9 protein-coding genes are annotated in these 12471 nt (G+C 44.2%); 2 read left to right on the top strand and 7 right to left on the bottom strand.

Annotated elements, in window-relative coordinates; translation table 11 throughout:
* Positions 1-144: 144 nt before the first annotated feature.
* From F3J22_RS03925 to F3J22_RS03915, 3 genes are all read right to left on the bottom strand, one after another.
* On the bottom strand, positions 145-1869 hold the full coding sequence (locus tag F3J22_RS03925) for a M3 family oligoendopeptidase (protein WP_167014492.1): 1725 nt from the start codon (positions 1867-1869) through the stop codon (positions 145-147).
* Between the two features lie 71 nt (positions 1870-1940).
* Positions 1941-2624 carry a DUF5606 domain-containing protein gene (locus tag F3J22_RS03920; protein ID WP_167014490.1) on the bottom strand — a complete coding sequence of 228 codons (684 nt, stop codon included), beginning with the start codon at positions 2622-2624 and terminating at the stop codon, positions 1941-1943.
* Between the two features lie 94 nt (positions 2625-2718).
* On the bottom strand, positions 2719-4419 hold the full coding sequence (locus F3J22_RS03915; RefSeq protein ID WP_167014488.1) for a hypothetical protein: 1701 nt from the start codon (positions 4417-4419) through the stop codon (positions 2719-2721).
* Between the two features lie 152 nt (positions 4420-4571).
* Between F3J22_RS03915 and F3J22_RS03910 the strand changes: the two genes are divergently transcribed.
* Both F3J22_RS03910 and F3J22_RS03905 read left to right on the top strand, forming a co-directional pair.
* Positions 4572-5561 carry an aspartate-semialdehyde dehydrogenase gene (locus tag F3J22_RS03910; RefSeq protein WP_167014485.1) on the top strand — a complete coding sequence of 330 codons (990 nt, stop codon included), beginning with the start codon at positions 4572-4574 and terminating at the stop codon, positions 5559-5561.
* A gap of 313 nt (positions 5562-5874) precedes the next feature.
* Entirely contained in the window at positions 5875-6126 is a 252-nt protein-coding gene (locus F3J22_RS03905; RefSeq protein ID WP_111594566.1) for a hypothetical protein, read from the top strand.
* Between the two features lie 199 nt (positions 6127-6325).
* On the opposite strand, the gene F3J22_RS03900 is transcribed toward F3J22_RS03905, so the two are convergent.
* From F3J22_RS03900 to uvrB, 4 genes are all read right to left on the bottom strand, one after another.
* Positions 6326-6985, bottom strand: a complete 660-nt coding sequence (locus tag F3J22_RS03900) for a DUF2461 domain-containing protein (protein ID WP_167014484.1) — start codon at positions 6983-6985, stop codon at positions 6326-6328.
* 161 nt (positions 6986-7146) lie between these two features.
* Positions 7147-8232: a porin gene (locus F3J22_RS03895; RefSeq protein WP_167014483.1), complete on the bottom strand. Its 1086-nt coding sequence runs from the start codon at positions 8230-8232 to the stop codon at positions 7147-7149.
* A gap of 309 nt (positions 8233-8541) precedes the next feature.
* On the bottom strand, positions 8542-9930 hold the full coding sequence (locus tag F3J22_RS03890) for an ammonium transporter (RefSeq protein ID WP_167014481.1): 1389 nt from the start codon (positions 9928-9930) through the stop codon (positions 8542-8544).
* A 473-nt stretch (positions 9931-10403) separates the two neighbouring features.
* Entirely contained in the window at positions 10404-12458 is a 2055-nt protein-coding gene (uvrB, locus tag F3J22_RS03885) for an excinuclease ABC subunit UvrB (RefSeq protein WP_167014479.1), read from the bottom strand.
* Between the last annotated feature and the right edge of the window lie 13 nt (positions 12459-12471).

Here is a 12471-nt window from a genome sequence, read left to right as displayed (position 1 = left end):
ACTTTTTTATATAAGAGCGAGGGATAAGGTTTTTAATCTTATCCCTCGCTTTTTTATATCCGACACCTTCGGTGTCGGACGGAGCGTGAAGGCCGCGTCTCTACTTCGTAGAGACGCGGCCTTCACATATGAGATTGAGTCGGGTTATCCGATTTTGTCCATTTCGATTTTTACGAAGTCTATCAGCTCTTTTACGTAGGCTGGGGAGAAATCAAATTTAATTCCTGCCGCTTTATAGAGTTCAGGTAATGTTCTGGTATTACCGAGACTCAATGCCGCTACGTAGTTATCCAATGCCTGCTGCGGATTTTCCTTATACTGTTTCCACATCGCGATGGCACCTAACTGGGCAATACCGTATTCGATATAATAGAATGGTACTTCAAACAGGTGCAGCTGGCGTTGCCATGCGATAGACCTGATATTTTCCAGTCCTGACCAGTCTACCACATTCGGAGAAAACTCATCCTGGATTTCGTTCCATTTAGCGGTGCGTTCTTCAGCTGTATGGTTTGGATTTTCGTAGATCCAGTGCTGGAATTTATCGATGGTGGCAATCCATGGGAATATGGTGATAGAGCGTTCCAGCTGCTGGCGTTTTGCGCGGCGCAGCTCTTCTGCATCATCAAAGAAGATATGCCAGTGGTCCATCGTAAAGAGCTCCATACTCATACTGGCCACTTCCGCAATTTCCATAGGGTATTCCTTGAAGGCGGTTAATGACAGATGATGGCTGAGGAAGGAATGTACTGCGTGGCCACCTTCATGTACCATGGTGGTGAGGTCTTTCATCTGACCGGCAGCGTTCATGAAGATAAACGGCACACCGGTTTCGGCGAGCGGACAGTTATAGCCACCAGGTGCTTTCCCTTTACGGCTTTCCAGGTCCAGGCGTTTCATCTGTTTCATCACGCGCAGGCAGTTACCAAAGAAAGGTCCCAGTTCGTCAAAAGTTTTGATGGCTTTATCTACCAGTTCTTCACCGGTATGGAAAGGTTCCAGCGGTTTGATGCCGGCGGGTTCTGCGTCTCCATCCCATGGGCGCAGGGTATCCAGTTCCAGCTTGCGGCGTTGCTCTTCCAGGACTTCTTTTACCAGCGGAACGATATGTGTTTTTACTGCATCGTGAAACTGGAAACAGTCTTCTTTCTTGTAGTCGAACCTGCCCAGTTCTTCGAATTTATAATCACGGTAGTTTTCAAAGCCTGCATTGAGGGCTACCTGGTTACGCTTGGTGATCAGGCCGGAGTAGAGGTTGTCCAGTGCTTCGCGGTCTTCCAGGCGGCGGGTACTGGTTTTCATGAACACTTCTTCTCTGAGTGACCTGTCGCTGCTCTGGAGGAATTTGGCTGCCTGCTGTAGCGTATATTCCTGACCGTTAACGGTGATGGTCTGTTTGCCGGAGATAGCGCCATATTGCTGTGCCATCACGCTGAGTTCAGCTGCGATCGGAATATTTTCTTCCCTGAACAGTTTGATTTGTTTGTGGGTATTGCGGATGTACGTCTTATAGAGTTCCTGGTCCAGCTCTTTCACGAAAGGGATGTCCAGGAATTTTTTATTGATGGCATCTGTGTATGGCTGGAGTTTGGGCTGGATTTCCATACAGAAGTATGCGAAGGCCTCTTCCAGCGATTTATCGGTGGTATCGCATGTCATTTTTATCTGGCGCCAGCAGGCATCTTCGCTGATAACACCTTCGAGTTCGCTGATGTCTTTGAGCCATTGTTCCAGTTCGCTGACGTTATTGATCTGACGTTGCTGCAGTTCTTCGAAGTAAGGCTGCAATGCATCCCATGTGGTCACGGTAAAATCTTCGGGGAGATAGTGACGGGGGAGTTTCTTTATATCTGCGGTTAAATTCTTCATCTTACTAAAATAAAAAATTCCAGGCATCCCTCAGGTTGCCTGGAATAATAGTTATGTTAAAATCTGGAAGATTACTCTTCAGATTTCTTTTTACGAGGTTTAGCGGCTTTTTTAGGTTCTTCACCTTCAGCAGCTTCTTCTTTTTTAGCGGCGGCTTTAGCTTTTTTAGGTTTTTCTTCTGCAGAAGCTTCTTCACCTTCTTCCTTCGCAGCTTTTTTAGCGCGAGGTTTTTTAGGTTTTTCTTCTGCATCGGTAGCCTCAGTAGCTTCAGCAGGAGCTGCGGCTGCTTTTTTAGCTTTTTTCTCTGGAGCAGGAGCTGCTACTTCTTCAACGAGTTCTTCTTCTCCGTTACCATCAGCCAGAATTTCTTCAAATTTCAGCAGGTCATTTGATTTGAGTATGGCAAACCATTTAACCATTTTCTTCATATCACTTACGTATACTCTTTCTTCATCGAATTCAGGGTATACGTTTTTGAAATAGGCTTTGATAGTATTGTTATCAGCTTTAGCATCCAGTGGAGGGAAAGCTGCGGTTTTTTCGTCCATGGCTTTGAAAACTTCTGCCAGGTTTACGTTTTCGCCAGTGGTAAAAACTTCAATACTTTCCAGTGGAGTAAAATTATGCACGCGGGAAGACACAAACCTTGTGCTCTTATCTTCCAGTGACCTAACGATGGCGCCATCTTGTTTACTGGCAACTAACTGAAACAAACCGCCCAATCCGGTTACTGCAACAATTTCTCTGTACTGCATGTTCAAATTTTTAGGAAGCGCAAATATAAATAATTATAATAGATTGCCCGCTGACAAATTGACCTGTAACAGGCGCCGGTGTCAGGAGGCTGATTCAATTCAACTTTCGTGCCAGCACAACAGCCTGTTTCCAGCGCCTGTTGCGGCCTTTGGGGTCAAATATTTCGATTAAAAATATATAAACACCTGCCGGCAAAAGTACTTTTTTTTCATCATATCCATCCCATGTGAAAAAACCAGTTCCTGATAAGGGTAGATTTCTGGCCAGGGAGCGTATAGCCTTTCCTGTTACATCATACACCGTTGCATTCGCCACCCATAGCTGATTCCCAAACATATACCGGCATTTTGCACGTTGCAGTTCTCCTTGATTTTCAGGGGTAAAAACCGGGGTCAGAAAAGTCACTTCAGCACTTTCAGCACTATCCCGGGCCACACTGCTGATCCATCCCGGGGAAGCATAACCGGTAGCAGCGGTAGCCGACTGCCAGTTATCCGCATTAGCTGCCGGGCGCTCAAAGCTAATGCGCTCCAGTGAGACGCCCTTGCTATTGGAAAACAGAGAGAACTGCCAATCACTATTGTACCGAATTTCTTCCAGAATAATGCTGTCGGCCGTCATCAGCCTTAAACCACCGCCACCAACGTAGGTTACAGGCATATTAATTTCCTGAATAGCGCCAGGTTCTTTACAATTATAGCGCCCACAAAGTTTCAGGGCATCAGCGGTAAAAGCAATACATTTTCCCGGCATTAGCACTCTGCCATTGACACTCAGTGCTTTAGCCGCATCTGTGCGACCATCATCGCGTATATTCTGCATCCTGATTGATTGTAAATTGATCGCATGGTGGCTGTTGTTATATATTTCTATAAATCCCGGTGTACTTGTCTCCGGATCAAAGAGTATTTCACTGAAAAGGACATCACCGGCAACAGCGGGGGCTGGCAGCTGGAATGACCGGGTTATCTGGCTACCGCCAGGGTCCAGGCAGTTGGTTAATCCGTTGACAGTAACCTCATACTCCTGTTCGGGCTTTAACGGTGCAGGGCAGGAGAGTAGCACCGTGGAAAAAAGCGGGGGCTGCACTTCAATTTTTGATAATTGCATGCCAGTTATGTGGTAATGATCGGGGGATGCAGCGGATATACTGTCCAGCGTTTGAGAGAAATACAGCTGCAAGTGGCTGGAATCAGGAGCAGAGATATAATACAGGTCTGGCCCGGTTGTCCAATCCAGCTTTCCGGCGGCCGCATTAGGCAGGCCGGGCGTACCACCGGCAGGGGCCAGACTCGCCTTCCAATTGGGCTTATCTATACAGGGAGCATCCACGTCGATCATCTCCAGACTATAACCGCCTTTACTATATTCCGGGCTACCATACCAGGATTTATTATAATTCACCGCATGGATTACCTGTCGTTGCTGATTGTAGAGCACTACCAGGCCTGTATCATCAGGAATGGCGGTCCATTTGTCCAGGCCGGTAACCAAAGGAGCATGAAAGCTGTCTTTTGCTGCGGCCGGACAAAGCAGCAACGGCTGTTCCGGTGGCAAAGCCACGTCTGGCAGGATGATTTCCTTTTTATTGACTGCGATGATACAGCCTTTAAGGGTTATAATTTCGTGGGTCCTGTTGTAGAGTTCCAGGTATTCGTAAGGCGGTAAAGCTATTACAGGTGTCGGCTTTGCCATAATTTCCCGGATAACGATATTATAAACGGAAGGCCGAATGGTATCGGCAGGGCCAGAAGCCATACTGGTGGCTATTAAACAAACAACGGGCATCAACATAGAGAAAAAATTTAGAATACATAAATCTATACTAATTTTTTCCGGGCTTCCTTAATTACATGTTAACAGGAAGCAAAAAAATTTAGATATTATGAAAAGAGAGGAGTATATATTAATTTTGGGTTCCTAAAAATTTAAAATTTACAATCACAATGAAAGTTGCCGTAGTAGGAGCTACCGGACTGGTAGGCTCAAAAATGTTACAAGTTTTGACAGAAAGGAATTTCCCTGTCACAGAATTGATTCCAGTGGCTTCAGAGAAGTCAGTAGGTAAGGAAGTAACATTTAAGGGCAAGGGCTATAAGGTGGTTAGTGCAGAAACGGCAATTGCCATGAAACCAAATGTAGCGATCTTCTCTGCAGGCGGCAGCACTTCCCTGGAATGGGCTCCTAAATTTGCAGCAGCAGGTATCACTGTTATTGACAACTCCAGTGCCTGGAGAATGGACCCTACCAAAAAACTGGTGGTTCCGGAAGTAAATGGTGATGCTTTAACTCCTGAAGATAAAATCATCGCAAACCCTAACTGCTCTACTATTCAGATGGTGCTGGTATTAAAACCGCTTCACGAGAAATACAACATCAAAAGAGTAGTTGTTTCTACCTATCAGTCAGTAACCGGTACCGGTGTTAAAGCGGTGACCCAGCTGATGAATGAAAGAGAGGGTATCCAAGGTGAGATGGCATATGCTTACCCTATTGACCTGAACGTAATTCCTCAGATTGACGTATTCCTGGAAAATGGTTATACCAAAGAGGAAATGAAGATGGTAAATGAGACTAAGAAAATCATGGGTGATGATCATATTCTGGTAACTGCAACGACTGTACGTATCCCGGTAATGGGTGGTCACAGTGAGGCAGTTAACATCGAATTTGATAAGGAATACGAATTGGGAGATGTCCGTACTGTTCTTGCAGCAACACCTGGTGTTATTGTAGTAGACAATCCTGCCAAAGCTGAGTACCCGATGCCTAAAGATGCGCACGACAAAGACGAAGTGTTTGTTGGTCGTATCCGCAGAGACGAGACCCAGCCTAAAACAGTGAACATGTGGATCGTGGCAGACAACCTGCGTAAAGGCGCTGCAACCAACGCAGTACAGATTGCAGAGTACTTACTGGCTAAAAACTGGTTATAATCATACTGTTGTGTTAGGCTTCCGGCCAAATCGTTTATACGACACCGTGGTATCTGACACGACTATACGAGATTATATTTATAAAACATTAAAAGCAAGTGGATTACCACTTGCTTTTTTTTGTTTATATCACTATAGTGGTTAATATTGTCCGGAAAAATTACACGGAAGTAGTATTGATTTCTGCTGGATAAAATTCAATTTTGGAAGTAATAATCCTATGCCAGCTAACTAAATTTAGAGTTGTCCGATTTTAGAGAAAGAGCATTTTTTTATTTCGCTATTGTCTAATCTGAAAACACCCTTAAGTCCTATGAAAACCAACACCAATCGCGAGCTTTTGTTGATGCACAAGTTTACAGAGGAGTGGAGTACGAACTTTTCCTCACAGGTATCCAGGATCATGAATATTGTTGATCAGCAGGATACCCTGGACGGGATTATTCCAATTATCGAAGTTGCCAATGTGTACAATCAGAAATTCGCACATACGCGCTCAGACAAAGAAAACCTATTGAAAAACAGAAAAGCGCGTCCATTCGAATTCCTGATCCACAAAAACTAATTTTTTAACCGGCTTATTAGTACTGTATGGGATTTGGGCCCGACGATAAGGCAAAAGAAAAGCAAGGCTGGCTAATGCTTATTTTATTTGGCCTTATCTGTATCCCTATGTTTCTGCTGTTGTTTTCCATGGTCATTTACCGATTATGGACCGGAGATTATTAACAAATCACAGACAGCACTAATAAGCCGGCTGGAACTTAGTCCATTGCACGGTTAATGAATTGCAGCAATGGTTGCATAACGGAAAATGTTTTGAGTATATCCCGTAGCATTGCAGGCTGTACGACAGCATCGTCTGTCAGAGGACGTGATACAATGAGGCTTTTTAAACGGAGATATGCAATGGCAGGATTATCTGGCAGATATCCCTGTGGGGCGGTTTTGAGAGATTCCCCCTCAATTTTCCCAAATTGCTTAATAAAATCTTTATTGGAAATAATGCTTTCGAATTCTTCGAAATTGTAATCTATTTCCTGTCTTACTTTTTTCAGTTCAGGGGCGGGAGGCATCCATAAGCCGCCGCCGGCCATACTATTCCCTCCTGGTTCCAGGTGGAAATAATAACCTGCCAATGTGGATTTCTTTCCACCTTGCTGGAAAGATGCGCCCATATTTGTTTTATAAGGTGTCTTGTCTTTGGAAAAACGGACATCTTTATAAATTCTGAACACACAATCCTTTACCTGAAGGCCCGCCATCGTCGGGTCCTGTTTCTGTAATCCGTCAATAATCTGTTGTACTAACGTTTCGTAGTCAGCTTTTGCAGCCATGTATTCATCCCGGTGTTCGTCGAACCAGGGCTTGTCATTATGCTGTTTTAACGCTCGCAAAAACTTTAACGTGGAAGACTGTAACATCGTTTGGAATAAATTTTCAGCAAGATAATGATTGTTAATAATATGGTTTAAATCAGCCGCATTATCGCGGCCGGATATATAAAATCCCTGCAGGCGCCGGAACGCCTACAGGGTCATCTCAAAAGACAGAAAGAATAATGTTGGTCTACCTTGCAGTTATATCAAAAATGATATGTCGCAGCAAATAATACGTTAGCTGTTGTTGTAGTCGGAACTCCGTCCGATTTACTGAACAAATCTACGGATGATTTATCCAGTCTGAATTCAGGTATCAACGTTAGGTTTCCTACCTTATAATTAAACGACAAAGTACCAGCCACTACATTTCCACCAGTAGGCGTTGTTGTAAAAACCTTCAGCCCTTTTTTATCAGAAAAATATTCTCCTCTTAGTGTAAGTCCGAGTTTATCTGTAAAATCCAGGTTTACATACAATGCAGATCCCCACCAGTTGGCACTTGCATTGCTCTCTCCTTTCAGATGGGAATTCAGGTAAGTGCTATAGGTACCATTATATCCCAATCCGAAAATTTTAGAAAACTGGTAAGTGGCAACAAAATCTACCTGGTGGTTCTGAATACTGCTGGTATCTTTTCCTTCGAGGTAGTTCAGGTATAATTTTACCGGCGCTGAAGCTGGCGTAAACCCAAGCTGGGCACCAATATATTTATGACTGTTCTCCGAAACAGATTTCAGATCCGTCGGATTAAATACGCCTACCATTGCACTTAATGAAGACGACAGCGTAAAATCCGCTTTCAGACCCGTATTAAAGAAAGGCCCGTAGCTGAACATATAGCTCATGCTGTAATTTCTGTTAAGATATGCATCCACTAACTCGTAGCCTACATGCGTAGCGTAGCTACCCAGACTCAACTTCACCTTATTGGTCAGCTGGTAGGAGACATACAATTGTTTTATAGCCATAGACAAGCCATTGGAAGAACCCGGTACATCATTATAGGAAAATTCCCCCGCGCGTTTTCCAAATCCAAGGTCAGCAACAATACTTCCTTTTTTAAATCCGTGCTCTATCTTCAAAGAAACCATTCCCAACTCAAAGGAGTTATGAGAGTTGGTAAAGCTGGTTTTATTATCTGTATAATTACCATTCAGGTTATACTTGTAATAAACATCAGCAGAACCAGATAATTTAAATGCCGGTACAGACGTGGTATCTGTAGAAGTTTGGGCCGTGGCAGACAACAGGGTGCCTGTAGCAAATAAGGTCGTGAGCAGTCGTTTCATTTACTTATGATTTGGTTGATAAAATGGTAAGATGTAAATGCTGCCTTTTCTGCGTTGTTTTGGGGTGCGTGCACTTTATGCTAGGTACTCAATACAGGTCAATTTCAATTTAGTGGCGTGCAAAGCGCAATAGAAGGAATGGATAACCAACGAAGCATCCATAGCAGTTCCACCGTGAAGGCTTCCCGCGCTGATTATCCATTCCAGAACTTTATAACGTAATCGCATATACGCGATCTGTCAATACAATTGATAAATATCTAACTCAAAGAACTTAATTTCACTTGCTATGTTAATGGGCATTGCTTTTCAGGAATGCGCCAGTTCTTCTTCTTTGAGATCACCATCGTCTGTAACAGACATTAAAGCAGGGTGATAGCTTTCGTTGTGCTGTGTAGTATCCAGGCCCAGCGCTTCTTCATCGTCAGATACGCGGAGTGGGTGGATCATGTTGATCAGCTTAAAGAGTCCGTAAGAAACCACAAAGCTGTAGGTCACTACCAGCAGGAGTCCCAGCACCTGGTTTTTAAACAGTTCGAAGTTGCCATAGAACCAGCCGTTGTTACCACCCTCGTTTACAGTTTTGGTTGCGAAGATGCCAGTAAGCAGCATACCTACCATACCACCAACACCATGACAAGGGAATACGTCCAGGGTATCATCAATGGTGGTTTTTGATTTCCAGTGTACCATCATGTTAGACACGATAGCCGCTACGAAACCGATGAAGATAGATTGCGGAATGGCAACGAAACCGGCAGCAGGTGTGATAGCCACCAGGCCAACCACCGCACCGATACAGAAGCCAAGTGCTGATGGTTTGCGTCCACGTACTACATCAAAGAATACCCATGATAAACCGGCAGCAGCAGTGGCAGTGTTGGTAGTTGCAAAAGCGGAAACAGCAAGACCATTGGCTGCCAGGGCAGAACCAGCGTTGAAGCCGAACCAGCCGAACCAGAGCAATCCTGTACCTAACAGCACAAAAGGAATATTTGCCGGCTGCAGTTCTTTATTATCGATGTGGTCTTTTCTGCGTTTCAGTACCAGTGCTCCGGCGAGCGCGGCGCAACCGGCAGAGATATGTACTACCGTACCACCTGCGAAGTCGAGTACCCCCAACTTGAACAGGATGCCATCCGGATGCCAGGTCCAGTGTGCAATTGGAGCATATACCAGCAGACTGAACAGCACCATAAATAATACATAGGAGGTAAAGCGGATCCTTTCAGCTACTGCACCAACCACCAGGGCAGGCGTGATGATGGCGAATTTCATCTGAAAGAGGGCAAACAACAGCATAGGGATAGTAGGGGCCAGACTCCATGGACCGCTGCTTTCTACATTTCTAAACATAAAGAAGGTGGATGGATCACCTATGATACCATGATAAGATTTACCAAATGCCAGACTAAAACCAACTACTACCCATAAGACGCTAATAAGACCAGTCGCAATGAAGCTTTGCATCATAGTAGAGATCACATTCTTTCGGTTAACCATTCCGCCGTAGAAGAATGAAAGGCCGGGGGTCATTAAAAATACCAGCGAAGCGGCTACCAGGATCCAGGCAATGTCCGCGAAATTATATTTACTGGTATCGGCAAAAGCGGGGACAGAGGGAATAAAAATCCCAATAATTGCAACTACCGTCAAAAAAATGAAGGGTAGATAGTCTTGGAATGAGTTTTTCTTCATAGCACTTGAATTTTAAATTTCTTAAATAAAAGTATAGGTGAAATTTAAAACGTCAAATAGAAGGCCCGAAAAATAGAATTTTTTGAATAATGTGCCAGAAATTTGCCCTGAGACTAATCAGATAATAAATAATTATAATATTAATTATTATTTTCTGAAATATGTGTAGAAGGAAGGAGGGAATTTATCGATATAATACTCTAAATATCAATTATTTATGAAATAATTTGTGTCTGGTTGACAATTTTTAATTTTCATAGGTAGATGTCTTACTGCATTTCTAAAAACCTCATATTAAATTATTAATAATAAATAGATTACATATCTTATAAAATACAAAGCGAAATGAAAATGCCTATCTCATATAATAAATAATTCTATATATGAGATAGGCAATACGTTTATAATTTTGAATCCGGGAAAGCAGAATTTTTACATGTTCCTGCACAATGAATGACCCAAAGGCCACATTTTTATGCTTTCATTTCCTGTAATTCCCTTTCCATGGCAAACATCTGGTCACGGAGTCGGGCAGCTTCCATAAAGTCGAGGTCTCTGGCAGCCTTTTCCATATCCTTTTTCACCTTCGCCACAGCCTTCTCCATTTGAGGAATAGTCTTCACTGCCGCCGCAGAAGTTTTGGCGCTCTCCATGGCCTCTTCAGCCACCAGGGTCATTTCATCATGTACCGCATATGGTGAATGCTCGTCGAAGTTCTTGATTTCCAATACAGACGTCTGACCCAGGATTTGCTCTTTCGTTTTACGAACAGTCCTAGGCGTAATATTATGTTCTATATTATAAGCTACCTGCTTTTCACGGCGACGGTTGGTTTCATCAATCGTGCGCTGCATACTATCGGTCATCTTATCTGCATAGAATATTACCAGGCCATCCACGTTACGGGCCGCACGGCCTGCCGTCTGGGTCAGCGAGCGCTCATCACGCAGGAAGCCTTCCTTATCGGCATCCAGGATGGCCACCAGCGACACCTCCGGCAAATCAAGGCCCTCTCTCAGCAGGTTCACACCCACCAGCACATCTATATTACCCAGTCTCAGATCTCTCAGAATCTCTATCCGCTCTAATGTATCTACCTCAGAATGTATATATCTTGATTTTACATTAATACGCTGGAGATATTTATCCATTTCTTCCGCCATACGCTTGGTGAGGGTAGTTACCAGCACCCTGTCGCCTTTCTGAACGCGCTTATCAATTTCATCCAGGAGGTCATCTACCTGGTTCACACTAGGACGGATTTCAATCGGAGGTTCCAGCAGCCCTGTAGGACGAACTACCTGTTCCACCACGATCCCTTCGGTTTTTTTGAGTTCATACTCGCCCGGCGTAGCACTCACGAAGATGGTCTGGTTCAGCAGGTTTTCGAATTCATAGAAGTTCAGCGGTCTGTTATCCAGTGCTGATGGGAGACGGAAGCCATACTCTACCAGGTTCAGCTTACGGGAGCGGTCACCGCCGTACATACCACCGATCTGCGGTACGGTAACGTGACTTTCATCTATCACCAGGAGGAAGTCGTCAGGGAAGTAATCCAGTAAGCAGAATGGTCTTTTTCCCGGATCACGGCGGTCGAGGAAGCGGGAATAGTTTTCAATACCGCTACAATAGCCCAGTTCCCTGATCATTTCCACATCGTAATTGACACGTTCGGAGAGGCGCTGTGCTTCTATGAGTTTGCCATTGGCTTTAAAATATTCTACCTGTGCTTTCAGCTCATCCTGGATTTCATAAAGGATTTGCTGCATCATATCTTTCGGCGCAACATAGAGGTTTGCCGGGAAGATAGCGGCATCATCCATCCGGGCTATACGTTTACCATTCTGGACATCTATGGTTTCAATCTCCTCAATCTCATCTCCGAAGAAGGTAATTCTATAACCAAAATCCACATATGGCAGGTTGATATCTACGGTATCTCCCTGTACCCTGAAATTACCACGATTAAAATCGCCGGTAGTACGGGAGTAGAGCGAATTGACCAGTCCGTGCAGGAGGGTATTCCTGCCGATGGTTTGTCCTTGTTTTATGCGGATAATGCTGTTTTCATAATCAGTAGGGTTACCCATACCATATATACAGGAAACGCTGGCTACCACGATAATATCCCGTCGGCCCGACAGGAGGTTGGAGGTAGCTTTCAGGCGTAGTTTATCCAGTTCTTCATTGATGGCCAGATCCTTTTCTATATAGGTATCACTTACCGGCATATATGCTTCCGGCTGGTAATAATCATAATAGGAAACGAAGTATTCCACGGCGTTATCCGGGAAAAACTGGCGTAATTCGCCATAGAGCTGGGCAACGAGGGTTTTATTATGTGTAAGTACCAGGGTAGGGCGTTGCACCTGCTGGATTACATTGGCTACAGTAAATGTTTTACCCGAGCCGGTTACCCCTAACAATGTCTGAAATGGTTCACCTTCGTTTATTCCTTCGGTCAATTGTCTGATAGCTTCCGGCTGATCACCAGCGGGAGCATATGGAGCTTGTATCTTAAAAGGCATAATGTGATTAATA

The organism is Chitinophaga sp. Cy-1792 (genome assembly GCF_011752935.1).
GTDB lineage: Bacteria > Bacteroidota > Bacteroidia > Chitinophagales > Chitinophagaceae > Chitinophaga.
Note: the sequence above shows the minus strand (reverse complement) of the source record. Positions and strands in the feature narration are given on the sequence as shown.

Excerpts from the sequence above, each read along its gene's own strand:
- F3J22_RS03900 (WP_167014484.1), bottom strand. The coding sequence starts at position 6,985 with ATGTTACAGTCTTCCACGTTAAAGTTTTTGCGAGCGTTAAAACAGCAT.
- F3J22_RS03915 (WP_167014488.1), bottom strand. The coding sequence starts at position 4,419 with ATGTTGATGCCCGTTGTTTGTTTAATAGCCACCAGTATGGCTTCTGGC.
- F3J22_RS03920 (WP_167014490.1), bottom strand. The coding sequence starts at position 2,624 with ATGCAGTACAGAGAAATTGTTGCAGTAACCGGATTGGGCGGTTTGTTT.
- F3J22_RS03895 (WP_167014483.1), bottom strand. The coding sequence starts at position 8,232 with ATGAAACGACTGCTCACGACCTTATTTGCTACAGGCACCCTGTTGTCT.
- F3J22_RS03890 (WP_167014481.1), bottom strand. The coding sequence starts at position 9,930 with ATGAAGAAAAACTCATTCCAAGACTATCTACCCTTCATTTTTTTGACG.
- uvrB (WP_167014479.1), bottom strand. The coding sequence starts at position 12,458 with ATGCCTTTTAAGATACAAGCTCCATATGCTCCCGCTGGTGATCAGCCG.
- F3J22_RS03910 (WP_167014485.1), top strand. The coding sequence starts at position 4,572 with ATGAAAGTTGCCGTAGTAGGAGCTACCGGACTGGTAGGCTCAAAAATG.
- F3J22_RS03905 (WP_111594566.1), top strand. The coding sequence starts at position 5,875 with ATGAAAACCAACACCAATCGCGAGCTTTTGTTGATGCACAAGTTTACA.
- F3J22_RS03925 (WP_167014492.1), bottom strand. The coding sequence starts at position 1,869 with ATGAAGAATTTAACCGCAGATATAAAGAAACTCCCCCGTCACTATCTC.